Annotated in this window: 23 protein-coding genes; 10 read left to right on the top strand and 13 right to left on the bottom strand. The window is 62.1% G+C overall.

Annotated elements, in window-relative coordinates:
• Nucleotides 1–42: 42 nt before the first annotated feature.
• Both pta and BLX41_RS27845 read left to right on the top strand, forming a co-directional pair.
• Nucleotides 43–2142 (top strand): phosphate acetyltransferase, encoded by a 2100-nt coding sequence (gene pta / locus BLX41_RS27850; protein ID WP_123727480.1) that lies wholly within the window; start codon nt 43–45, stop codon nt 2140–2142.
• Nucleotides 2143–3048, top strand: a complete 906-nt coding sequence (locus BLX41_RS27845) for an acyltransferase (RefSeq protein ID WP_123727479.1) — start codon at nt 2143–2145, stop codon at nt 3046–3048.
• Between the two features lie 119 nt (nt 3049–3167).
• On the opposite strand, the gene cysN is transcribed toward BLX41_RS27845, so the two are convergent.
• The 3 genes from cysN to BLX41_RS27830 form a co-directional block, all read right to left on the bottom strand.
• Nucleotides 3168–5066 (bottom strand): sulfate adenylyltransferase subunit CysN, encoded by a 1899-nt coding sequence (gene cysN, locus BLX41_RS27840; protein WP_123727478.1) that lies wholly within the window; start codon nt 5064–5066, stop codon nt 3168–3170.
• 9 nt (nt 5067–5075) lie between these two features.
• Nucleotides 5076–5993: a sulfate adenylyltransferase subunit CysD gene (gene cysD / locus BLX41_RS27835; RefSeq protein ID WP_011059289.1), complete on the bottom strand. Its 918-nt coding sequence runs from the start codon at nt 5991–5993 to the stop codon at nt 5076–5078.
• A gap of 235 nt (nt 5994–6228) precedes the next feature.
• Entirely contained in the window at nt 6229–6987 is a 759-nt protein-coding gene (locus BLX41_RS27830; protein WP_123727477.1) for a Nif3-like dinuclear metal center hexameric protein, read from the bottom strand.
• A gap of 102 nt (nt 6988–7089) precedes the next feature.
• Here BLX41_RS27830 and algW point away from each other — a divergent pair, with 102 nt between their 5' ends.
• The 3 genes from algW (at nt 7090) to BLX41_RS27815 (ending at nt 11176) form a co-directional block, all read left to right on the top strand.
• Complete coding sequence (algW, locus tag BLX41_RS27825) at nt 7090–8244, top strand: Do family serine endopeptidase AlgW (protein ID WP_102878381.1); 1155 nt, start codon at nt 7090–7092, stop codon at nt 8242–8244.
• Between the two features lie 85 nt (nt 8245–8329).
• A complete protein-coding gene (locus BLX41_RS27820) occupies nt 8330–10435 on the top strand; it encodes a TonB-dependent siderophore receptor (protein ID WP_123727476.1) in 2106 nt (701 codons plus the stop codon).
• 12 nt (nt 10436–10447) lie between these two features.
• Nucleotides 10448–11176 (top strand): DUF4198 domain-containing protein, encoded by a 729-nt coding sequence (locus tag BLX41_RS27815; protein ID WP_011059285.1) that lies wholly within the window; start codon nt 10448–10450, stop codon nt 11174–11176.
• 33 nt (nt 11177–11209) lie between these two features.
• Here the strand turns inward: BLX41_RS27815 and hisC are convergent, their stop codons facing one another.
• From hisC to BLX41_RS27765, 10 genes are all read right to left on the bottom strand, one after another.
• Nucleotides 11210–12262, bottom strand: coding sequence for a histidinol-phosphate transaminase (hisC, locus tag BLX41_RS27810; protein ID WP_011059284.1), 1053 nt, complete (start codon nt 12260–12262; stop codon nt 11210–11212).
• A 2-nt stretch (nt 12263–12264) separates the two neighbouring features.
• The gene (gene hisD / locus BLX41_RS27805) at nt 12265–13593 is read right to left on the bottom strand and encodes a histidinol dehydrogenase (protein WP_123727475.1); all 1329 of its coding nucleotides are present in this window, start codon (nt 13591–13593) and stop codon (nt 12265–12267) included.
• 154 nt (nt 13594–13747) lie between these two features.
• Entirely contained in the window at nt 13748–14383 is a 636-nt protein-coding gene (gene hisG / locus BLX41_RS27800) for an ATP phosphoribosyltransferase (protein ID WP_011059282.1), read from the bottom strand.
• Between the two features lie 129 nt (nt 14384–14512).
• Nucleotides 14513–15778 (bottom strand): UDP-N-acetylglucosamine 1-carboxyvinyltransferase, encoded by a 1266-nt coding sequence (gene murA, locus BLX41_RS27795; RefSeq protein WP_102861160.1) that lies wholly within the window; start codon nt 15776–15778, stop codon nt 14513–14515.
• A 22-nt stretch (nt 15779–15800) separates the two neighbouring features.
• Nucleotides 15801–16040, bottom strand: coding sequence for a BolA family protein (locus BLX41_RS27790; RefSeq protein ID WP_011059280.1), 240 nt, complete (start codon nt 16038–16040; stop codon nt 15801–15803).
• Between the two features lie 117 nt (nt 16041–16157).
• A complete protein-coding gene (locus tag BLX41_RS27785) occupies nt 16158–16463 on the bottom strand; it encodes an STAS domain-containing protein (RefSeq protein WP_123727474.1) in 306 nt (101 codons plus the stop codon).
• Nucleotides 16460–17113 carry an MlaC/ttg2D family ABC transporter substrate-binding protein gene (locus BLX41_RS27780; RefSeq protein ID WP_123727473.1) on the bottom strand — a complete coding sequence of 218 codons (654 nt, stop codon included), beginning with the start codon at nt 17111–17113 and terminating at the stop codon, nt 16460–16462. The genes BLX41_RS27785 and BLX41_RS27780 overlap by 4 nt, the downstream gene beginning before the upstream one ends.
• Nucleotides 17114–17124: 11 nt before the next feature.
• Nucleotides 17125–17592: an outer membrane lipid asymmetry maintenance protein MlaD gene (gene mlaD, locus BLX41_RS27775; RefSeq protein ID WP_011059277.1), complete on the bottom strand. Its 468-nt coding sequence runs from the start codon at nt 17590–17592 to the stop codon at nt 17125–17127.
• Nucleotides 17592–18389 (bottom strand): lipid asymmetry maintenance ABC transporter permease subunit MlaE, encoded by a 798-nt coding sequence (mlaE, locus tag BLX41_RS27770; RefSeq protein ID WP_123727472.1) that lies wholly within the window; start codon nt 18387–18389, stop codon nt 17592–17594. The genes mlaD and mlaE overlap by 1 nt, the downstream gene beginning before the upstream one ends.
• On the bottom strand, nt 18389–19198 hold the full coding sequence (locus tag BLX41_RS27765; RefSeq protein ID WP_123727471.1) for an ATP-binding cassette domain-containing protein: 810 nt from the start codon (nt 19196–19198) through the stop codon (nt 18389–18391). Before BLX41_RS27765 ends, mlaE begins: the two co-directional genes overlap by 1 nt.
• Nucleotides 19199–19462: 264 nt before the next feature.
• Here BLX41_RS27765 and BLX41_RS27760 point away from each other — a divergent pair, with 264 nt between their 5' ends.
• The 5 genes from BLX41_RS27760 to lptB all read left to right on the top strand — a co-directional run.
• The gene (locus BLX41_RS27760; RefSeq protein ID WP_123727470.1) at nt 19463–20437 is read left to right on the top strand and encodes a KpsF/GutQ family sugar-phosphate isomerase; all 975 of its coding nucleotides are present in this window, start codon (nt 19463–19465) and stop codon (nt 20435–20437) included.
• Nucleotides 20437–20961, top strand: coding sequence for a KdsC family phosphatase (locus BLX41_RS27755; RefSeq protein ID WP_123727469.1), 525 nt, complete (start codon nt 20437–20439; stop codon nt 20959–20961). Before BLX41_RS27760 ends, BLX41_RS27755 begins: the two co-directional genes overlap by 1 nt.
• 9 nt (nt 20962–20970) lie before the next feature.
• Nucleotides 20971–21543, top strand: a complete 573-nt coding sequence (lptC, locus tag BLX41_RS27750) for an LPS export ABC transporter periplasmic protein LptC (protein WP_123727468.1) — start codon at nt 20971–20973, stop codon at nt 21541–21543.
• Nucleotides 21530–22075 (top strand): lipopolysaccharide transport periplasmic protein LptA, encoded by a 546-nt coding sequence (lptA, locus tag BLX41_RS27745; RefSeq protein WP_123727467.1) that lies wholly within the window; start codon nt 21530–21532, stop codon nt 22073–22075. Before lptC ends, lptA begins: the two co-directional genes overlap by 14 nt.
• Nucleotides 22075–22550 (top strand): LPS export ABC transporter ATP-binding protein (lptB, locus tag BLX41_RS36465; RefSeq protein WP_259745257.1); only part of this gene is annotated, 476 nt, incomplete at its 3' end. The genes lptA and lptB, both read left to right, overlap by 1 nt.

Genomic DNA, 22550 nt, shown 5'->3' with positions numbered 1-22550 from the left:
CTGTAGACCGTCGCCTTTGCCATGCACCTTCTGAGAATTCGCATGCAAACTTTTTTTATCGCGCCCACCGATTTTGGAGTGGGCCTGACCTCCATCAGCCTCGGGCTGGTGCGTACCCTGGAACGGGCCGGCCTCAAGGTCGGTTTTTTCAAGCCCATTGCCCAACCGCATCCGGGTGATACCGGCCCCGAGCGCTCCACCGAACTGGTGGCCCGCACCCACGGCCTGAAACCGCCTCAACCCCTGGGCCTGGCCCATGTGGAACGCATGCTCGGCGATGGCCAGCTGGATGAACTGCTAGAGGAAATCATCACCCTCTACCAGCAGGCCGCCATCGGCAAGGACGTGCTGATCGTCGAAGGCATGGTGCCGACCCGCAGTGCCAGCTACGCCGCCCGGGTCAACCTGCACCTGGCCAAAAGCCTGGATGCCGAAGTGATCCTGGTTTCGGCTCCGGAAAACGAAGTGCTCACCGAACTGTCCGGCCGGGTCGAGTTGCAGGCCCAGTTGTTCGGCGGCCCACGGGACCCGAAAGTGCTGGGGGTGATCCTCAACAAGGTGCGCACCGACGAAAGCATGGAGGCGTTCTCCGCCCGCTTGAAGGAACACTCGCCGTTACTGCGCAGCGGCGACTTCCGCCTGCTGGGCTGCATTCCCTTCCAACCGGAACTGAACGCACCGCGCACCCGTGACGTAGCGGACCTGATGGGTGCCCAGGTGCTCAATGCCGGGGACTATGAAACCCGGCGCATGACCAAGATCATCATTTGCGCCCGCACCATGCGCAACACCGTAGAGCTGCTCAAACCCGGCGTGCTGGTGGTGACCCCGGGCGATCGCGACGACATCATCCTCGCCGTGAGCCTGGCGGCCATCAACGGCGTGCCCCTGGCCGGCCTGCTGCTGACCAGCGACACCCTGCCCGACCCGAGGATCATGGAGCTCTGCCGCGGTGCACTGAACGCCGGCTTGCCGGTACTTTCGGTGAGCACCGGCTCCTACGACACCGCCAACCAGCTCAATGGCCTGAACAAGGAAATTCCCATCGATGACCGCGAGCGCGCGGAAATCATCACCGACTTCGTCGCCAGCCACCTGGACGCCAACTGGCTGCACCAACGGTGCGGCACCCCGCGGGAAATGCGCCTGTCACCGGCGGTGTTCCGCTACCAGTTGATCCAGCGCGCCCAGCAGGCCAACAAGCGTATCGTCCTGCCCGAAGGCAGTGAGCCGCTGACCGTGCAGGCCGCCGCCATCTGCCAGGCCCGGGGGATCGCCCGCTGCGTGCTGCTGGCCAAGCCGGAAGAGGTTCACGCGGTCGCCCGTGCCCAAGGCATCGAACTGCCGGAAGGCCTGGAGATTCTCGACCCGGACCTGATTCGCGAGCGCTACGTCGAGCCCATGGTGGCCCTGCGCAAGAGCAAGAGCCTCAACGCCCCCATGGCCGAGCAGCAACTGGAAGACCCGGTGGTGATCGGCACGGTGATGCTGGCCCTGGATGAAGTCGATGGCCTGGTTTCCGGGGTCATCCACTCCACCGCCAATACCATCCGCCCGGCCCTGCAACTGATCAAGACCGCGCCGGGCTGCACCCTGGTGTCCTCGGTGTTCTTCATGCTGTTCCCCGAGGAAGTGCTGGTGTATGGCGACTGCGTGATGAACCCGCACCCCAGCGCCAGCGAGCTGGCGGAAATCGCCCTGCAGAGCGCCGACTCGGCAGCTGCATTTGGCATTACCCCGCGCGTGGCCATGATCAGCTACTCCAGTGGCGACTCGGCCAGCGGCGAGGAAGTGGAGAAAGTCCGCGAGGCGACCCTGCTGGCCCATGAAGCCCAACGCTCGCTGTTGATCGACGGCCCCCTGCAATACGACGCCGCGGCCAACGAAAACGTCGCCCGGCAACTGGCCCCCAACAGCCAGGTGGCGGGCAAGGCCACGGTCTTCGTATTCCCCGACCTCAACACCGGCAACACCACCCACAAGGCCGTGCAACGCAGCGCCGATTGCGTGAGCCTGGGGCCGATGCTGCAAGGCCTGCGCAAGCCCGTGAACGACCTGCCCCGGGGCGCCCAGGTGGACGACATCGTCTACACCATTGCCCTGACCGCGATTCAAGCCGCCAACCGACCTATGGATGTCTAAATGCTGGAATTCCTACCTGCCGCAGTGCGCGGAATCATCGCCTCGCTCCTGCTGGCGCTGAACACCATCCTGCTGTGCTCGTTCCTGTTCTGCGTGGCATTGGTCAAGGCCCTGCCCTTCGCCCTCACCCAACGCTTGAGCCTCTGGCTGATGAACCACACCCACGAAGCCTGGATCAGCAACAACAAGGCCTGGATGCAGTTGGTGTGCCGTACCCGCTGGCACGTGCAGGGCCTGGAAGGCCTGGATTACCAGCACTCCTACCTGGTCACCAGCAACCACCAGAGCTGGGTCGACATCATGGTCCTGCAGTACGTGCTCAACCGGCGTATCCGCCCCCTGAAGTTCTTCCTCAAGCAGGAGCTGATCTGGGTCCCGGTGATCGGCCTGGCCTGGTGGGCCCTGGGCTTTCCGTTCATGAAGCGCTACTCCAAGGCCTACCTGGAGAAGCACCCGGAAAAGAAAGGCAAGGACCTGGAAACCACCCGCAAGACTTGCGCGAAGTTCCGCAACAATCCGGTGGGGATCTTCAACTTCGTCGAAGGCACACGCTTCACCGAGGGCAAGCATGCCCAACAGCAGTCGCCGTTCCGCTACCTGCTCAAGCCCAAGGCCGGTGGCATCGCCTTTGTCCTGGATGCCATGGGCGAGCAACTGCAGTCGATCATCGATGTGACCATCCACTACCCAGCGGGCCGCCCCGGTTTCTGGGACCTGCTGTGCGGCAGGGTCAGGGATGTTGTGGTGCGTTTCGAAGAGGTGCAGATCCCGGCGCAGTTCATTGGCAAGAACTACGAGCAGGACACGGCCTATCGCCAGGAATTCCAGAGCTGGATCAACCAGCAGTGGCTGGACAAGGATGCGCTGCTCGAAACGCTGCATCGGGAGTATCCGGCAAAACCCTGAGGGCCTTTTCGCTGGCAAGCCAGCTCCTACGGATCTGCACCTACTTGCCGGCGAACGCTATCTGAAGCGCACAAAAAAGCCCGCAGCCGATCACTCGGCTGCGGGCTTTTTGCTACGGCTTAGATCGCGCCGCGGCTGCGCAACAGGTCCAGCACCTGCTTGACGCTTTCTTCCAGCGACAGCGCCTGGGTGTCGATCACCAGATCGGCATTGAGCGGCACGTCATACGGGAAGGACTCGCCCGGGATGTTGTCCCCGCCGGCCGCGTACAGGCCCTGCGGATCACGCTCGGCGCACACCGCAGGCGATGCCTGGACGTAGACCGTCAGCAGACGCTCCTTGCCGATCAGCTCCTTGGCCTGCTCGCGCCCTTCGGCACTCGGTGCCACGAACGCCGCCAGGGTCAGCAGCCCGGCTTCGTTGAACTGACGGGCCACATGGGCCGCGCGCCGCCAGTTCTCGGTACGCCCGACACGGTCCTGGGGCAGGCCCTTGTTCAGGTCATGACGCAGGTTCTGGCCATCGAGCACATACACCGCGCGCCCCATGTCGAACAGACGGCGCTCCACCGCATAGGCCAGGGTGCTCTTGCCCGCACCCGAGAGGCCGCTGAACAGCACGGTAGCCGGTTGCTGGCCGAAACGCTGGGCGCGCTCTTGCGTGGCTACATGGGCCAGCTTGCCGTGTTGGGTGGCGCTGCCATGGGCCACCGGCTGGGCGATGATCATGCCGGCGCCGACGGTGCCGTTGGTCAAGCGGTCGATGACGATGAAAGCACCGGTGGTGCGGTTGCTTTCGTAACCATCTAGGGCAATCGGCGCGTCGAGGCTGATCTTGACCTTGCCGATCTCGTTCAGTTGCAGCGCGCTGGCTGCGCCTTCTTCCAGGGTGTTCACATCGACCTTGTGATGGATGCTGGCAATCGAGCCCGGCACATAGCTGGTGGCGCGCTTGATGTCGTACTTCTTGCCCGGCAGCATCGGCTCTTCGGCCATCCATACCAGCATGGCTTCGAAGCTGTCGGTGACCGGCGGCACGTTGTCGGCATGCACCAGCAGGTCGCCGCGGGAGATGTCGATCTCGTCTTCCATGGTCAGGGTCACGGCCTGGCCGGGACCGGCCTGCTCCAGCTCACCCTCGAAGGTGACGATGGACTTGACCCGGCTGCTCTTGCCCGACGGCAATACGACGATCTCGTCGCCCTTGTGCACGATGCCGCTGGCCAGGGTGCCGGCAAAACCACGGAAGTTCAGGTTCGGACGGTTGACGTACTGCACCGGGAAACGCAGGTCGGTAAAGTTGCGGTCGCCGGCCACTTCCACGGTCTCGAGGATTTCCATCAGCGACTGGCCGGTGTACCAGGGCGAGCGCTCGCTCTTGTTCACCACGTTGTCGCCCTTGAGCGCCGACATCGGCACGAAGTGCAGGCTGGTGGGCTGCAGCTTCAGGCCCTTGGCGAACTTCAGGTAGTCGGCCTTGATCGACTCGAACACGCCTTCATCGAAGTCCTTGAGGTCCATCTTGTTGATGGCCACGACGATGTGCTTGATGCCCAGCAGGGAGGCGATGAAGCTGTGGCGACGGGTCTGGGTCTGCACGCCGTAGCGGGCGTCCACCAGGATGATCGCCAGGTCACAGGTGGATGCACCGGTGGCCATGTTGCGGGTGTACTGCTCATGGCCGGGGGTGTCGGCGATGATGAACTTGCGCTTGGCGGTGGAGAAATAGCGGTAGGCGACATCGATGGTGATGCCCTGCTCGCGCTCGGCCTGCAGGCCGTCCACCAGCAACGCCAGGTCGATGTCGTCACCGGTGGTGCCGACCTTCTTCGAATCCCGGGTGATGGCTTCCAGATGGTCTTCGTAGATCATCTTCGAGTCGTGCAGCAGGCGCCCGATCAGGGTGCTCTTGCCGTCGTCGACGTTACCGCAGGTCAAAAAGCGCAGCAGTTCCTTGCGTTCGTGCTGGCCCAGGTACGCGAGGATGTCCTCGCTGATCAAATCAGATTGATGCGACATGACAGCCCCTTAGAAATAACCTTGACGTTTCTTGTCTTCCATCGAGCCGGCGCCATCGTGGTCGATGACCCGGCCCTGGCGCTCGGAAGTTCGCGTCAGGAGCATTTCCTGGATGATGTCCGTCAGGCTCTCGGCCTCGGACTCCACCGCGCCCGTCAACGGGTAGCAGCCAAGGGTACGGAAACGTACTTTCTTCTTGACGATGCGGGCTTTCTCTTCATCGGACAGATGCTCGAGGATGCGCTCGTCATCGATCATGATCAGGGTGCCGTTCTTCTCGATCACTTCACGCTCGGCGGCGAAGTACAGCGGCACGATCGGGATGCCTTCCAGATAGATGTACTGCCAGATGTCCAGCTCGGTCCAGTTGGACAGCGGGAACACACGGATCGACTCGCCCTTGTTGACCTTGCCGTTGTAGACGTTCCACAGCTCGGGGCGCTGGTTCTTCGGGTCCCAGCGGTGCTTGCTGTCGCGGAACGAGTAGACGCGCTCCTTGGCGCGGGACTTCTCTTCATCGCGGCGGGCACCGCCGAACGCGGCGTCAAAACCGTGCTTGTCCAGAGCCTGCTTGAGGCCCTCGGTCTTCATGATGTCGGTGTGCTTGGCACTGCCGTGGGTGAAAGGGTTGATGCCCTGGGCCACGCCATCCGGGTTGACGTGGGTGATCAGGTCCAGGCCCAGCTCTTCGACCATGCGGTCGCGGAACTTGTACATTTCCTGGAATTTCCACTGGGTATCGACGTGCATCACCGGGAACGGCAGCTTGCCGGGGAAGAACGCCTTGCGGGCCAGATGCAACATCACGGCGGAGTCTTTACCGATGGAGTACAGCATCACCGGGTTGTCGAACTCGGCGGCCACCTCGCGGATGATGTGGATGCTTTCCGCCTCCAGCTGTTTCAGATGCGTCAGTTTGTCGACCATGGCTACTCACGAAAGCTTTCTTATGGACGGCCATCGGGCCGTGTTCGAGCGGGGCATGCTAGCACAGCGACCTGCTTCTAATCAGGGAGCCAACTAGAACGAAACGATATATGAATATACCGCTCCGTTAGCCCCCAAACGCCCCTCTGCAGGAGCTGGCTTGCCAGCGAAGGCGCTTTCAAGCGCACCTTCGGGCTGAAGATCTTTTCACCGGCAAGTCGGCTCCTACCCCGGGTCAGATCGGGTTGGGGCAGTCGATGAACAGGTGCTCCAGGGCGAAGCGCCGAGCCAGATAGTCGCCCAGGGCCTGGACGCCATAACGTTCGGTAGCGTGATGACCGGCGGCAATGAAGCTGATGTCGTTTTCCCGGGCGCTGTGGAAGGTCTGTTCCGAAGCCTCACCACTCAGGTACAGGTCGACGCCGGCCTGTACCGCCTGGTCGATGTAGCCCTGGCCGCCGCCGGTGCACCAGCCGACCCGGCGGATCATCTCGCTGCCTTCGATCAGCAACGGTTCGCGGCCCATCACCTCTTGCACTCGCCGGGCAAAATCCCGTGCCGTCAGGGGCTCGCTGAGTGAACCCACCAGGCCAACGACCTTGGGATTGTCCGGGTCCAGTGGACCTTCCACGGTGATATCCAGCTGCCGGGCCAGTTGCACGTTGTTGCCTACCTCGGGGTGCAGGTCCAGGGGCAAGTGATAGGCCAGCAGGCTGATGTCGTGCTTGAGCAGGGTTTTCAACCTACGCTGCTTCATTCCGGTGATGCAGGGATTCTCGCCTTTCCAGAAATAGCCATGATGCACCAGGACCAGATCGGCCTTGGCCTCCACGGCTGCGTCCAGCAACGCCTGGCTGGCGGTCACACCACTGACGATGCGCATCACCTGCGGGCGTCCTTCGACCTGCAGGCCATTGGGGCAGTAGTCAGCGATGCGTGAACTGCCCAGGTAGCGGTCCGCTTCTTCCACCAGTGTGCTCAGGGCAACGGCCATAAAAGACTCCTAAATATCCCGTTCAGAGGCGCGCGCGGCCTCGTATAATGCGCGACATTATGGGCCGTGCGCAGCCCTTCGTAACCACCCAGGACTTGCTCAATGCTCAAGGCTCTGCGTTTTTTTGGCTGGCCGCTACTGGCCGGCGTGCTTATCGCGTTGTTGATTATTCAGCGTTATCCGCAATGGGTCGGGCTACCCAGCCTGGACGTCAACCTGCAGCAAGCTCCGCAAACCACCAGCACCCAGCAGGGACCCGTATCCTATGCCGATGCGGTACTGATTGCCGCGCCTGCGGTGGTCAACCTGTACACCACCAAGGTGATCAACAAGCCTGCGCATCCGCTGTTCGAGGACCCTCAGTTCCGGCGTTTCTTCGGCGACAACCTGCCCAAGCAGCAGCGCATGGAGTCGAGCCTGGGTTCCGGGGTGATCATGAGCCCCGAGGGCTACCTGCTGACCAACAACCACGTGACCTCCGGTGCCGAGCAGATCGTGGTGGCGCTCAAGGATGGACGTGAAACCCTGGCAAGGGTCATCGGCAGCGATCCGGAAACCGATCTGGCGGTGCTCAAGATAGACCTGAAAAAACTGCCTTCGATCACTGTCGGCCGCTCGGAAAACGTTCGCGTCGGCGACGTTGCCCTGGCCATCGGCAACCCATTCGGGGTCGGCCAGACCGTGACCATGGGCATCATCAGCGCCACCGGGCGCAACCAGCTGGGCCTGAACAACTACGAAGACTTCATCCAGACCGACGCCGCGATCAACCCGGGCAACTCCGGCGGCGCACTGGTAGACGCCAACGGCAACCTGACCGGGATCAACACCGCCATCTTCTCCAAGTCCGGCGGTTCCCAGGGCATCGGCTTCGCGATCCCGATCAAACTGGCCATGGAGGTGATGAAATCGATCATCGAGCATGGCCAGGTGATCCGTGGCTGGCTGGGCATCGAAGTGCAGCCGCTGACCCAGGAGCTGGCAGAGTCCTTCGGCCTGGCCGGGCGTCCCGGGATCGTGGTAGCCGGGATCTTCCGCGACGGTCCGGCACAGAAAGCCGGTATGCAATTGGGAGACGTGATCCTCAGCATCGACGGCGAACCTGCCGGCGATGGTCGTCGCTCCATGAATCAGGTGGCGCGGATCAAGCCGACGGACAAAGTCTCGATCCAGGTCATGCGCAACGGCAAAGAGCTCAAGCTGACCGCAGAAATCGGCCTGCGTCCGCCACCCGCACCGGTCAAAGAAGAAGAGTGAATGTGCGCCCGGCGATGCCGGGCTAACAACATACATTCTCATTAGTCATGTTATATTGTTTCAATATCGCTATTGGAACAACCCCATGACGTCCCGAAGAATCCTCTCCTTGGCAGGCCTGACCCTGGGTCTGCTGGCAGATCCCCTGCTCGCCGAAGAACCGCAGTCGCTGGAACTTGAAACCACCCGCATCACCACCGAATACGAATCTGCCACCGGCCCGGTCAAAGGCTATCGTGCCACTCGTTCGGCCAGCGCCACCAAGACCGACACAGCCATTCGTGACATCCCGCAATCCATCAGCGTGATCCCCGCCAGCGTGCTCAAGGACTTGGGCAGCAGCAATGTCGAACGGGCCCTGGAGTTTGCCGGCGGAGTCTCCAAACAGAACAACTTCGGCGGACTGACCCTGTATGAGTACAGCATCCGTGGTTTCACCACCTCGGAGTTCTACAAGGACGGTTTCAGCGCCAACCGCGGTTATCCCAGCACCCCGGATGCCGCCACTATCGAGCGCATCGAAGTGCTCAAGGGGCCGGCAGCCAGCCTCTATGGCCGGGGCGATCCCGGCGGCACGGTGAACATCGTCACCAAGAAGCCCCAGCCCGAACCCTTTGCCACCCTGAAGTCCAGCGCCGGCAGTTGGGATCGCTACCGCACCGCTCTGGACCTCAACACTCCACTGGATGACCAGGGCAACCTGCTGTCCCGGGTCAACCTGGCGGTGGAGGACAACCACAGCTTCCGCGATCACGTGGACAGCCGCCGGGTGTTCGTCGCCCCTTCCTTCAGTTGGCAACTGAACCCGGACACCAGCCTGCTGGTGGAGAGCGAATTCGTGCGCCACAGCTCGACCTTCGACCGCGGTATCGTCGCGCCCAACAACCGCTGGAACGGCGTCTCGCGCTCGACCTTTCTCGGCGAACCCAACGACGGCAACATCGACAACCACAACAACATGCTCCAGGCCGCCCTGGAACATCACCTCAACGACAGCTGGAAATTGCGCCTGGCCAGCCACTACAAGGAAGGCAAGTTGTGGGGCTTTGCCTCGGAAACCCGCCCGCTGAATGCCGACCAGCACACCGTCAACCGGCGCTACCGCGAGCGCGACAACAACTGGCACGACAGCATCACCCAACTGGAACTGCGCGGCCTGTTCGACATCGGCAGTTGGCAGCACGAGCTGCTGATTGGCAGCGAATACGAGAACTACCGCAAGAACGAGCGGGTCACCACCATCGCCGGCGGCGCCTATGCCATCGATATCTACGACCCGATCTACGGTCAGGCCAAGCCCAACGGCAAACGCTCCGGCACGGACTTTTTCGAGCATGTCGAAAGCCAGGCCCTCAACCTGCAGGACCAGATCATCTTCACTGACCGCCTGCGAGGCATGGTCGGTACCCGCTTTGAACACTTCGAGCAAAAGATCGACGACCACACCACCGGCAAGCGCAGCCGCCAGACTCACGACGCCCTGACCCAGCGCGCCGGCCTGCTGTATCAACTGACTCCGCAGTTGGGGCTGTTCGCCAACGCCTCTACCTCGTTCAAGCCCAACAACGGACTGGATGCAGCAGGCAAGTCGTTCAAACCGGAAGAAGGCGTCGGTTATGAAGTGGGGATCAAGAGCGAGCTGTTCGACGAACGCCTGAGCGCGACCCTCGCCGCCTTCCATATCGACAAGGAAAACGTCCTGGCCCTGGACCCCGGCACCGACGCCAGCCGCGCCGTGGGCAAGGCCCGCAGCCAGGGCTTCGATGCGCAAGTGACCGGCCAGTTGACCGACGCGGTGCGGGTGATCGGTGCCTATGCGCTGATCGATGCCCAGGTCACCAAGGGCGATCGGGCGATCCCCGCCGGCAGCCGCATACTCGGCGTGGCCAAGCACAGTGGCAGCCTGCTGGGGGTCTATGAGTTCCAGGATGGTCGGCTCAAAGGCTCGGACGTCGGCGCCGCCCTGACCTATGTCGGCGACCGCTCGGGTGAGGCCGGAGGCCGCTTCGAGCTGCCCGCCTACCGTACCCTGGACCTGCTGGCCCACTACAAGGCCAGCGACAACCTGACCCTGGGCCTGAACCTGAACAACCTGTTCGACGAGAAGTACTACGAACGTTCCTACAGCAACTACTGGGTCAATCCCGGCGAACCGCGCAATTTCACCCTCAGCCTCACACTCAACCTGTAGAAGAGAGCCGCCATGCACAGCCTCAAATCCATCGCCCTGCTGGGCCTGCTCGCCACACTGGGCGCCACCCAGGCCTCGGCCCACGGCCTGTGGACCGAACAGCGCCGCGGCAATATCGAAGTGATCTACGGTCACGGCGCCGAAGACGACGCCTTCAAGGCCAAGAAAATCAGCGGTGCCTGGGCCTATGACGGCGCGGCCAGAATGATTCCGGTGACCGTGCAACGCCTGGCGGACCACGCACGCCTGCAACCGCTCAAGCCGCCGGCGGTACTGGCCGTGGCACTGGACAACGGCCCCTGGTCGCAAACCGCGGACAAGCGCTGGGTCAACCAGGGTCGCAGCAAGGTCCCGGGGGCCATCGCCTCGACTCACACCTACAAGTACAGCCTGGCGATCTATCAACCGGGAGCGAAGCTGCCCAAGCTGGAACAGCTCAAGCTGGTGATCCTGCCGGAAGTCGACCCGCTGACCGTCGGCCCGGGCAAGAACCTGCCGGTGCGGGTGCTGCTGGATGGGCAGCCCGTGGCCGGGGTGAAGTTGATTGGCGATTACCGCAATGCACCGAGCACCCTGAGCACCGAGACCGATGCCCAGGGACGTGCCCAAGTGCTGGTGAGGAACGAAGGCTTGAACGTGATTGCCGCAGAGCTGGAGGTAGCGCTCAAGGACAACCCGGATGTGGCCTCACGCGGCCTGTTCAGCTCCCTGACCTTCCTCGGCGAGCCGCACCACGAATAAAGGTACGGCCGCCTCGGAAGCCAGGCGCCTGGACTACAGCTCGCCCAGGCCGTCGATCAGCGCCTGGTTCTGTTCCTGTGTGCCGATGCTGATCCGCAGGAACTGAGCGATCCGCTGCTGCTTGAAGTGGCGCACTATCACCCCTTGCTCGCGCAGCTTGGCCGCCAGGCCGGCTGCGTCGTGCCGCGGGTGGCGGGCAAAGATGAAGTTAGCCGCCGACGGCAGCACTTCGAACCCCTTGGCCTGCAACTGCGCCACCACCCATTCGCGACTGTCGATCACTTGCTGGCAGGTCTTGGCGAAGTACTCGCGGTCCTCGAAGGCCGCCGCCGCTCCGACGATCGCCAGGCGATCCAGCGGGTAGGAGTTGAAGCTGTTCTTGACCCGCTCCAGGGCCTCGATCAGATCCGGGTGCCCTACCGCCAGGCCCACTCGCAAGCCGGCCAGGGAGCGCGACTTGGACAGGGTCTGGGTCACCAGCAGGTTCGGGTAGCGATCCACCAGGCTGATGGCGGTCTGGCCGCCGAAGTCGATGTAGGCCTCATCCACCACCACCACCGAATCCGGGCTGGCCTTGAGGATCTGCTCCACCGCATCCAGGGCCAACAGGCAGCCGGTGGGCGCATTCGGGTTGGGGAAGATGATCCCGCCGTTGGGCCTGGCGTAGTCGGCCACGCGGATCTGGAACTGCTCGTCCAGCGGCACCGCTTCGTGCTCGATGCCGTACAGGCCGCAATACACCGGGTAGAAGCTGTAGCTGATGTCCGGGAACAGCAGTGGTTTTTCCTGCTGCAGCAGGCCGTGAAAAATGTGCGCCAGGACTTCGTCGGAACCGTTGCCGAGGAACACCTGGTTACCCTGCACCCCGTAGTAACTGGCTACCGCCTGCTTGAGCAGGTCACTGTTGGGGTCCGGGTACAGACGCAGGTTGTCGTTGAGTTCGGCCTGCATCGCCGCCAGGGCCCTGGGCGACGGGCCATAGGGGTTTTCATTGGTGTTGAGCTTGACCAGCTTGGTCAGCTTGGGTTGTTCGCCCGGCACGTAGGGCACCAGGTTCTTGACGAACGGACTCCAGAATTTGCTCATGTTCATTGCCCCTGATCTTGGTCGTCGACGATGCGGTATTCGGCGCTGCGGGCGTGGGCGGTCAGCGACTCGCCACGGGCCAGCACCGAGGCGGTCCGGCCCAGCTCGGACGCACCCTGCTCGGAGCAGAAGATGATCGACGAGCGTTTCTGGAAGTCATACACCCCCAGCGGTGAAGAGAAGCGCGCAGTGCCGGAAGTCGGCAGCACGTGGTTCGGCCCGGCGCAGTAATCCCCCAGCGCCTCGGAGGTGTGACGGCCCATGAAGATCGCCCCGGCGTGGCGGATCTGCGGCAGCCAGGCTTGCGGGTCGGCCACGGACAATTCCAGGTGCTCGGGGGCAATGCGGTTGGCCACTTCAATGGCCTGCTGCATGTCGCGAACCTTGATCAGGGCGCCACGGCCATTGATCGAGGTGTTGATGATTTCCGCGCGCTCCATGGTCGGCAGCAGTTTGGCGATGCTCGCCGCCACCTTGTCGAGGAACTCGGCGTCCGGGCTGACCAGGATCGCCTGGGCGTCTTCGTCGTGCTCGGCCTGGGAGAACAGGTCCATGGCGATCCAGTCCGGATCGGTCTGGCCATCGCAGACCACGAGGATCTCCGACGGGCCGGCGATCATGTCGATGCCGACCTGGCCGAATACATGGCGCTTGGCGGTGGCCACATAGATGTTGCCCGGGCCGACGACCTTGTCCACCTGGGGCACGCTTTCGGTGCCGTAGGCCAGCGCGGCCACGGCCTGGGCGCCGCCGATGGTGAACACCCGGTCAACCCCGGCGATGCAGGCGGCAGCCAGTACCAGCTCGTTGACCTCGCCACGCGGGGTCGGTACCACCATCACCACCTCGGTAACGCCCGCCACCTTGGCCGGGATCGCGTTCATCAGCACCGACGACGGGTAGGAGGCCTTGCCCCCGGGTACGTACAGCCCGGCGCGGTCCAGCGGCGTGACCTTCTGGCCCAGCACCGTGCCGTCGGCCTCGGTGTAGCTCCAGGAATCCTGCTTTTGTTTCTCGTGGTAGCTGCGCACCCGCGCTGCGGCCTTTTCCAGGGCTTCGCGCTGGGCCACGGTGATCCGGGTCAGGGCCAGTTCCAGGCGCTCGCGCGGCAGGATCAGGTCCGCCATGGAGGCCACTTGCAGGCCGTCGAAACGCTGGGTGAACTCCACCAGCGCCGCATCACCGCGTTCGCGCACGGCCTTGATGATGTCCAGCACCCGCTGATTGACCGAATCGTCAGAGACACTTTCCCAGCTCAGCAGATGATCCAGATGACGGGCGAAATCCGGGTCGGCAGCGTTGAGTCGGCGAATTGCAGTCGGAGCGGTCATAGCGAAGGCCTCAATGATTGGCGAGTGCACAAAAGGGCAAGCTTGAATTTGCAAAGCTCAGGCGCCGCAAGACTACCAAGCCATCCGCGTGGGCACCTGAGCATTCTGGCTATGACGCGGATAGATGGGCGCGGCTCAAGGCCACGCATGTGAATCAGCCGCGGTGTCGCGATTCCACTGCCTTGCGCAGGGTGTCGATCAACGCCTGGATACGGGCGTGCTGCATCTTCATGGAGGCCTTGTTGACCACCAGGCGGGAGCTGATGGTGGCGATCAGTTCCTGAGGCTCCAGACCGTTGGCCCGCAGGGTATTGCCGGTGTCGACCACGTCGATGATCTTGTCCGCCAGACCGATCAGCGGTGCCAGCTCCATCGAGCCGTAAAGCTTGATGATGTCGACCTGGCGGCCCTGCTCGGCGTAGTACCGCTTGGCCACGTTGACGAACTTGGTGGCCACGCGCAGGCGGCCCTTGGGTTCTGCGGCGCCAATAGCACCGGCCGTCATCAGCTTGCACTGGGCAATCTGCAGGTCCAGCGGTTCGTACAGGCCCTGGCCGGTGTACTCCATCAGGACGTCCTTGCCGGCCACCCCGAGGTCGGCAGCGCCATGCTCGACATAGGTCGGCACGTCAGTGGCACGCACGATCAGCAGGCGAACGTCGTCCTGGGTCGTGGGGATGATCAGTTTGCGGCTCTTGTCCGGATTCTCGGTTGGCACGATGCCCGCTTCAGCCAGAAGCGGCAGCGTGTCGTCGAGGATACGGCCCTTGGACAGTGCGATGGTCAACATGAGTAACGTAAGTCCTTATGCGGCGACTGATGCCCGGACGCAAACGGCGCCAGACATGCGTCGAGCCTGAAGACAGGCTCGACGTGGAACAGATTCGACTGTGGGCACCTCCCTGTGCCCGTCACGCAACTAGCCCGGTACGCGGCGGATCTTGGCGCCGAGCATCTGCAGCTTCTCTTCGATGCACTCATAACCACGGTCGATGTGGTAGATGCGATCGATCAGGGTATCGCCTTCGGCCATCAGGGCCGAGATCACCAGGCTGGCCGAAGCCCGCAGGTCGGTGGCCATGACGGGCGCGCCCTTGAGGATCTCGGTGCCGGTAACGATGGCAGTGTTGCCTTCGACCTGGATCTTGGCGCCCATGCGGTGCAGTTCATAAACGTGCATGAAGCGGTTTTCGAAGATGGTCTCGATGACCGCGCCCGTGCCTTCGGCAATCGCGTTCAGGGAAATGAACTGCGCCTGCATGTCGGTCGGGAACGCCGGGTACGGAGCGGTACGCACGTTGACCGCCTTGGGGCGCTTGCCGTGCATGTTGAGCTCGATCCAGTCGCTGCCAGTGGTAACTTCAGCGCCCGCTTCCTTGAGTTTTTCCAGAACGGCTTCAAGGATGGTCGGATCGGTGTCCTTGACCTTGACCCGGCCGCCGGTGACGGCCGCAGCCACCAGGTAGGTGCCGGTTTCGATACGGTCTGGCATCACTTTGTAGATCGCCGAATGCAGACGCTCGACGCCGTCGATGGTGATGGTGTCGGTGCCGGCGCCGGAAATCTTCGCGCCCATGGCGATCAGGAAGTTCGCCAGGTCGACGACTTCAGGTTCGCGGGCAGCGTTCTGCAACACGCTGCGGCCCTTGGCCAGGGCAGCGGCCATCATGATGTTCTCGGTACCGGTCACGCTCACGGTATCGAAGAAGAAGTTCGCGCCACGCAGGCCGCCTTCAGGCGCCTTGGCCTTGATGTAGCCGCCTTCGACGTCGATCACTGCGCCCATGGCTTCCAGGCCACGGATGTGCAGGTCTACCGGACGCGAGCCGATGGCGCAACCGCCAGGCAGGGCCACTTCGGCTTCGCCGAAACGGGCAACCATCGGGCCCAGTACCAGGATCGAGGCGCGCATGGTTTTCACCAGCTCGTACGGCGCCACCAGGGTCTTGATGGTGCGCGGGTCGATTTCGACGCTCAGTTTCTCGTCGATCACCGGCTCGATGCCCATGCGACCGAACAGCTCGATCATGGTGGTGATGTCGTGCAGGTGCGGGAGGTTGGCCACGGTGACCGGGCCATCGCACAGCAGGGTTGCCGCCAGAATCGGCAGCGCGGAGTTCTTGGCCCCGGAAATGCGGATCTCGCCATCAAGGCGAACGCCGCCGGTAATAATCAATTTATCCATAACAGTCTCGACGCCCTTGGGCTCAGGTGCGCTCGGCCCAGGCCGCGCGGCTGAAAAATTTCATAGTGATCGCGTGGATGCTGCCATCGGCAATCCATGGATTCAAATGGGCATAGATGCTCTGCTGACGCTTCACCGGGCTCAAGGCCGACAGTTCGTCGCTAATCACGTTCAGCTGAAAGTTGCAGCCTTCGCCCTCAACTTCTACCTGAGCTCCGGGCAGCTTTCCCTCAAGAAAGCTCTTCACTTCGTTGGCCTGCATGCTCAACCTCAATCGGCGCCCTGTGCGCGCGGGTCGGACATCATACAAAAAAGCCCCGCGCCTGCGAACCCCGCATAGCAGGACTCTGACGGGGGGCTTCTATATAGATGTGGGTTACTACGGATGGAGGAGGATCTCGGTGACCCCGGATACTTCGGCAATTTCCCGCATGTCCTCGGGCAAGGCACGAACACTCACCGCCTTGCCGAGACCCTGGGCATCACGCATGAAGGCCAGCAACAAGGCCAGGCCGACACTGCTGGACTTTTCCACTGCCGAGCAATCCAGCACCAACGCCGCAGCCGGGCTCGACTTGATCAGGGCCTGGCCCTGCTTGCGCAGACCCGGGCCGCTGCGGTAATCCAGCACACCGCTGATCAGCAGCTCCCCGGCGTCCCCGAGGCGCACGGCGGACTCGCTCATTGCGCAGCCTTTTGTGCGGCGTCTTCGGTCACTTCCTTGGCCTTGGCCACTTCGCCGGCCCAGCCGTCGATGGTCTTGTCCAGGTTGTTGCCGTTGCGCTGCATGGCGTCGGCGAACTGATCACGGAACAGCTTGCCGATATTGATACCGTTGATGATCACGTTGCGCACTTTCCACTCGTCGTTGATCTTCTCCAGGGTATAGGACACCGGGTAGATCGCGCCGTTGTTGCCTTTGACCTGCATATCCACGCTGGTACGGGTACCGCTTTCATCCTTGGCAGGAGAAACAGTGATGCCCTGGTTGTTGTACTCCAGCAAGGCATTACCGTAGAACTGCATCAGGCTGCGCTTGAAGTTTTCCTGGAAGCGCGCCATCTGCTCCGGGGTTGCCTTGCGCGAATACTTCACGGTCATGATGCTACGGGAGATGCCATCGGCATCCACCACCGGCCCGACAATACCGTTCAAGGCGTTGTAGAAGTCGTTCGGGCTTTGCTTGTACTTCTCCTTATTGGCCGCCAGGTCCGCCAGCAGACGAGTGGTCGTGTCCTGCACCAGATCATGCGCGGAAGGCGTGCTTGCCGCATTGGCCAGCAACGGCAGGGCCGCCAGCAGGACCAACAAGCCACGTCGCAAGATAGAGATCATCGAAAAACTCCTCATTTGGCGTCTTTGCTAACGGTATTGAGCAGGAATTTACCGATCAGGTCCTCCAGCACCAGCGACGACTGGGTGTCATGGATGGTTCCACCATCCTTGAGCAAGGCTTCTTCCCCACCCACGCTGATACCGATGTATTTCTCACCCAACAGGCCAGCAGTCAGGATAGATGCAGTGGAGTCGGTCGGCAGATTATCCACACGCTTTTCCAGCTGCATCGTCACCCGGCCGGTGAAGCTGTCACGGTCCAGATCGATCGCCGTGACCTTGCCGATGGTCACACCGGCCATGGTCACCTTAGCTCTGACCGTCAAACCGGCGATATTGTCGAAGTAGGCGTAAAGTTTATAGGTATCGGTGCTCGCAGTCGGAGACAAGCCACTGACCCGCAGGGCAAGCAACAGCAAAGCCAGAATGCCGGCCAGCAGGAAAAGGCCGACACCGATTTCCAGGGTGCGGTTTTGCATCAGAAATCTCCAAACATCAAGGCGGTCAGAATAAAGTCCAAGCCGAGTACGGCCAACGAGGCATACACCACGGTCTTGGTAGTGGCACGGCTGATCCCCTCTGAAGTGGGCTCACAGTCGTAGCCTTGGAATACGGCGATCCAGGTCACTACAAACGCAAAAACAATACTTTTGATCACACCGTTGAGCACATCACCACTGAAGGTCACGCTGTTCTGCATGTTCGCCCAGTAGGAACCGTCATAGACGCCCAGCCAGTCGACAGCCACCCAGGAACCACCCCAGATTCCCACCACGCTGAAAATCATCGCCAGCAACGGCAGGGAAATGAAGCCCGCCCACAGGCGTGGCGCAATGATGTACTTGAGCGGGTCGACCCCGATCATCTCCAGGCTGGAAAGTTGCTCGGTGGACTTCATGTTGCCGATTTCCGCGGTCAATGCCGAACCGGCACGACCGGCGAACAGCAACGCAGTCACCACCGGCCCCAACTCCCGCAGCAAGGTCAGGGCAACCATCTGCCCTACGGCCTGCTCCGAACCGTAGCTGGAGAGAATATTGAAGCCCTGCAGCGCCAGCACCATGCCGATGAAGATCCCGGACACGACAATGATCACCAGGGACATCACGCCCACGGAGTGCAGTTGCTTGACCAGCAGGCCAAAGCTGCCGCCAATGCCACCGCGCCCCAGCAGCGCATGAAACAGGAACAGCGTGGAGCGCCCCAGTACCGCCAGGACATCGATGCCTGAACGACCGAAGAGGCGAATCCTCTCGATTAACGATATTTTGCGCATCAGCGCTTCCCCAGGAGATCTGCGCGGTAATCCGTCGCTGGAAAGTGAAACGGCACCGGACCGTCGGGATCGCCCTTCATGAATTGACGGATACGCGGATTGTCGGAGTCCATCAGTTCGTCAGGAGTTCCCTGCCCCAGTACCTGGCCATCGCCTACTACATAGAGGTAATCGGCAATGCTCGCGGTTTCCGCAAGATCATGGGAAACCAGGATGCTGGTAATGCCCAGGGCATCATTGAGCAGACGGATCAGGCGCACCAATACGCCCATGGCGATGGGGTCCTGACCCACGAAGGGCTCGTCGTACATGAGGATCTGCGGGTCCAGGGCAATGGCACGGGCCAGCGCGACCCGGCGCTTCATGCCGCCGGACAGCTCGTCAGGCATCAGGTCCACGGCGCCGCGCAGGCCCACGGCCTGCAGCTTGAGCAGGACAATGTCACGGATCATTTCATCCGGCAGTTGGGTATGCACTCGCAGCGGAAAGGCTACGTTCTCGAACACGTCCAGGTCGGTGAACAGCGCGCCGCTCTGGAATAGAACGCCCATTTGCTTGCGCGCGTCGAACAGATCGCTGCGCGAGAGGGTCGGCAGATTCTGGCCGTTGACCCACACTTCGCCGCTGCTGGGCCGCAACTGCATGCCCATCAAGCGCAACAGGGTGGTTTTTCCGCAGCCTGAAGGCCCCATGATGCCGGTGACCTTGCCCCGCGGAATACGGATATCCACGTTATTGAAAATGCTGCGCGTACCGCGCTTGAAGGACAGTCCCTTCAGCTCGACCGCGTAGGCGTTATCGGCACTCATCTAAACTCCTTGCGATGCAGCCTATCACTCGGACGCTTGGCTCCCTGCCGGGAGTACGTGCCCCTGGGCAGGCCGAACTGGCGGCGAACTATATCACTGCTGATACGGAGCCCCCAAGGCCGAAGCCGTGAACGTTCAGGTCCAAGACAGGCAAAATTGGAGGAATCCCAATACCGGGCAGATAAAGGCTGACGAACTTGCGTGAGGGATTTGTTCATTACCGCTATAATCGCCGCCTTTTCATCGGGCTATACGATTTCAGACATGAGCCAATCCAGCGACCTGATTCAGTCAGCACAACGCACCATCCGCCTCGAACTTCAGGCCGTAGAAGGCTTGCTGCCCCATATCGACGCAGATTTCGTACGCGCTTGCGAGATGATTCTGGCCAGTAAAGGCCGCGTGGTAGTGGTCGGCATGGGCAAATCCGGGCACGTCGGCAACAAGATCGCCGCCACCCTGGCCAGCACCGGCACTACGGCTTTCTTTGTCCACCCGGCTGAAGCCAGTCATGGCGATATGGGCATGATCACTCGCGACGACGTGATCCTGGCCCTCTCCAACTCCGGATCCACCAACGAAATCGTCACCCTGCTGCCCTTGATCAAGCGCCTGGGTATCCAGTTGATCAGCCTGACCGGTAACCCCGAGTCGCCGCTGGCCAAGGCTGCCGACGTCAATCTCAACGTCCACGTCGAGCACGAAGCCTGCCCGCTGAACCTGGCACCGACCTCCTCGACCACCGCCGCCCTGGTCATGGGCGACGCCCTGGCCGTGGCGCTGCTGGAAGCCCGGGGCTTCACCGCCGAGGATTTTGCCTTTTCCCATCCGGGCGGAGCTCTGGGTCGGCGCCTGTTGCTCAAGGTCGAGAACGTCATGCACGAAGGTACCGACCTGCCACAAGTGCAGCGCGGCACCCTGCTCAAGGATGCGCTCATGGAGATGACCCGCAAGGGCCTGGGCATGACCGTAATTCTGGAGGCCGACGGCCGCCTGGCCGGGATCTTCACCGACGGCGACCTGCGCCGCACCCTGGATCGCGCCATTGATATACACCACGCCACCATCGACTCGGTCATGACCCCTCACGGCAAGACGGCACGCGCCGACATGCTGGCCGCCGAAGCCCTGAAGATCATGGAAGACCATAAAATCAGCGCCCTGGTGGTGGTGGACAAGGAAGACCGTCCGATCGGCGCCTTGAACATGCACGATCTGCTGCGCGCGGGAGTGATGTAATGAGTGCCGACCTGCTGCAACGCGGTAAAAACATCAAGCTGGCGGTTTTCGACGTCGACGGCGTACTGACCGACGGTCGCCTGTACTTCCTTGAGGACGGCAGCGAGTTCAAGACCTTCAATACTCTCGACGGCCAGGGCATCAAGATGCTCATGGCCGCCGGGGTGCAGACGGCAATCATCAGCGGGCGCAAGACCCCGGTGGTGGAGCGCCGGGCCAAGAACCTGGGGATTCCCCACCTGTACCAGGGCCGCGAAGACAAGCTGGTGGTGCTGGACGAACTTCTTGCCCAACTGGGCCTAAGCTATGAACAGGTCGCCTACCTGGGCGACGACCTGCCCGATCTGCCGGTGATCCGCCGTGTCGGCCTGGGCATGGCGGTGGCCAACGCAGCCGGCTTTGTCCGTGAACACGCCCACGGCACCACCGTAGCCCGCGGCGGCGAAGGCGCTGCCCGAGAGTTCTGCGAGCTGATCCTGCAAGCCCAGGACCGCCTTGAAGCAGCCAACGCCGCTTACTTATAGAGCCCACCCATGCTGAGTAAAAAGATTCGCAACATCCTGATATTCGGGACCATCGCCCTGCTGTTCGCGGCGGTCGGTTACTGGAACATCAGCCCAGAACGCTTCCTCGACAAGCCGGTAGTGCAGGTCGACGAGAACGCCATCGACTATTACGTGATCAACGCCCGCAGCGTGCAGTACCTGCCTGACGGCAAGCTGCAGTACGAAATGACCTCGGACAAAGTGGAGCACGTCAAGGCCAGCGAAGTGACGCTGCTGACCAAGCCGGACCTGCAGATGTACCGCGGCACCACTTTCCCCTGGCACGTCCAGAGCGAGCGCGGCGAAGTCAATCCGGACGGCACCGAGGTCGAGCTGATCGATTCGGTACGGGTTTCCCGCACCGACGAGCACAACCGCAACCTGCTGATCACCACCAGCCGCATGACAGTATTCCCGCAGAAGCAATATGCGCAGACCGAGCAAGCCGTTAGAATCGACGGCGCCGGCGGCGTGACTACGGCCAAGGGAATGAAAGCGTATTTGAAAGACGGCAGGATGAACCTGCTATCGAACGTAAGAGGACAGTATGAGGCTCGTTAAAACCCTCCCTATTTTGCTCAGTCTGGGCGCAGCACTGGGAAGCGTGAGCGCCTGGGCTCTGCCGAACGATAGCCAACAGCCGATCCGCATCCAGGCCGACGACGCCCAGCTGGACGACAAGAACGGCGTGGCCACCTACAAGGGCGATGTGATCATCACCCAGGGTTCGATGAAGATCACCGGCAACACCGTGACCATCACCCGAGCCAAGAGCGGCGAAATCGACGTAGTGACGTCGGTGGGCAACCTGGCCTACTTCGAGCAGCTGCAGAAGCAGACCGACCCGAAACCGGTTCAGGCCTACGCTGTGACCATCCAGTACCACGCCCAGCAGAATCGCATCGTGCTGATCGACAAGGCCAAGGTCATCAACGACGGCAACACCACCGAAGGCGAGAAGATCGTCTACGACACCGTCAAGCAAGTGGCTAATGCCGGTCGCGCCAATGGCAGCTCGGTCACCGCACCACGTCCGCGGATCGATATGGTCATCCAGCCGAAAAAGAAAACCGACGAGCAAAAGGCCCAGTAATGGCAACTCTGAAAGCTCAGCACCTGGCCAAGAGCTACAAGAGCCGCCAGGTCGTGCGTGATGTCAGCCTGTCCATCGACAGCGGCCAGATCGTCGGCCTGCTCGGCCCCAACGGCGCCGGCAAGACCACCTGCTTCTACATGATCGTGGGCCTGGTCCAGGCCGATCAGGGCCGCGTCCTGATCGACGACCTGGATGTCAGCCACCAACCGATGCACGGTCGCGCCCGCGCCGGCATCGGCTACCTGCCCCAGGAAGCCTCGATTTTCCGCAAGCTGTCGGTGGCCGACAACATCATGGCCATCCTCGAGACCCGCAAGGAACTCGACAAGGCCGGCCGTCGCCAGGAACTGGAAAGCCTGCTGCAGGAGTTCCACATCAATCACATCCGCGACAACCTCGGCATGAGCCTGTCCGGTGGTGAGCGCCGCCGCGTGGAAATTGCCCGCGCCCTGGCCACCGCGCCCAAGTTCAT

Origin of the sequence: Pseudomonas protegens (assembly GCF_003732485.1) — a bacterium.
Taxonomy (GTDB): Bacteria; Pseudomonadota; Gammaproteobacteria; order Pseudomonadales; family Pseudomonadaceae; genus Aquipseudomonas; species Aquipseudomonas protegens_B.
The sequence above is the reverse complement of the archived record's forward strand: the minus strand, read 5'-3'. Positions and strand labels throughout refer to the sequence as shown.

Excerpts from the sequence above, each read along its gene's own strand:
- hisC (WP_011059284.1), bottom strand. The coding sequence starts at position 12,262 with ATGAGCAAATTCTGGAGTCCGTTCGTCAAGAACCTGGTGCCCTACGTG.
- pta (WP_123727480.1), top strand. The coding sequence starts at position 43 with ATGCAAACTTTTTTTATCGCGCCCACCGATTTTGGAGTGGGCCTGACC.
- lptA (WP_123727467.1), top strand. The coding sequence starts at position 21,530 with ATGAGGCTCGTTAAAACCCTCCCTATTTTGCTCAGTCTGGGCGCAGCA.
- BLX41_RS27755 (WP_123727469.1), top strand. The coding sequence starts at position 20,437 with ATGAGTGCCGACCTGCTGCAACGCGGTAAAAACATCAAGCTGGCGGTT.
- BLX41_RS27785 (WP_123727474.1), bottom strand. The coding sequence starts at position 16,463 with ATGAGCGAGTCCGCCGTGCGCCTCGGGGACGCCGGGGAGCTGCTGATC.
- BLX41_RS27765 (WP_123727471.1), bottom strand. The coding sequence starts at position 19,198 with ATGAGTGCCGATAACGCCTACGCGGTCGAGCTGAAGGGACTGTCCTTC.
- cysN (WP_123727478.1), bottom strand. The coding sequence starts at position 5,066 with ATGTCGCATCAATCTGATTTGATCAGCGAGGACATCCTCGCGTACCTG.
- lptC (WP_123727468.1), top strand. The coding sequence starts at position 20,971 with ATGCTGAGTAAAAAGATTCGCAACATCCTGATATTCGGGACCATCGCC.
- BLX41_RS27790 (WP_011059280.1), bottom strand. The coding sequence starts at position 16,040 with ATGCAGGCCAACGAAGTGAAGAGCTTTCTTGAGGGAAAGCTGCCCGGA.
- hisG (WP_011059282.1), bottom strand. The coding sequence starts at position 14,383 with ATGTTGACCATCGCACTGTCCAAGGGCCGTATCCTCGACGACACGCTG.
- BLX41_RS27820 (WP_123727476.1), top strand. The coding sequence starts at position 8,330 with ATGACGTCCCGAAGAATCCTCTCCTTGGCAGGCCTGACCCTGGGTCTG.
- cysD (WP_011059289.1), bottom strand. The coding sequence starts at position 5,993 with ATGGTCGACAAACTGACGCATCTGAAACAGCTGGAGGCGGAAAGCATC.
- mlaE (WP_123727472.1), bottom strand. The coding sequence starts at position 18,389 with ATGCGCAAAATATCGTTAATCGAGAGGATTCGCCTCTTCGGTCGTTCA.
- BLX41_RS27815 (WP_011059285.1), top strand. The coding sequence starts at position 10,448 with ATGCACAGCCTCAAATCCATCGCCCTGCTGGGCCTGCTCGCCACACTG.
- murA (WP_102861160.1), bottom strand. The coding sequence starts at position 15,778 with ATGGATAAATTGATTATTACCGGCGGCGTTCGCCTTGATGGCGAGATC.
- BLX41_RS27830 (WP_123727477.1), bottom strand. The coding sequence starts at position 6,987 with ATGGCCGTTGCCCTGAGCACACTGGTGGAAGAAGCGGACCGCTACCTG.
- algW (WP_102878381.1), top strand. The coding sequence starts at position 7,090 with ATGCTCAAGGCTCTGCGTTTTTTTGGCTGGCCGCTACTGGCCGGCGTG.
- hisD (WP_123727475.1), bottom strand. The coding sequence starts at position 13,593 with ATGACCGCTCCGACTGCAATTCGCCGACTCAACGCTGCCGACCCGGAT.
- BLX41_RS27780 (WP_123727473.1), bottom strand. The coding sequence starts at position 17,113 with ATGATCTCTATCTTGCGACGTGGCTTGTTGGTCCTGCTGGCGGCCCTG.
- BLX41_RS27760 (WP_123727470.1), top strand. The coding sequence starts at position 19,463 with ATGAGCCAATCCAGCGACCTGATTCAGTCAGCACAACGCACCATCCGC.
- BLX41_RS27845 (WP_123727479.1), top strand. The coding sequence starts at position 2,143 with ATGCTGGAATTCCTACCTGCCGCAGTGCGCGGAATCATCGCCTCGCTC.
- mlaD (WP_011059277.1), bottom strand. The coding sequence starts at position 17,592 with ATGCAAAACCGCACCCTGGAAATCGGTGTCGGCCTTTTCCTGCTGGCC.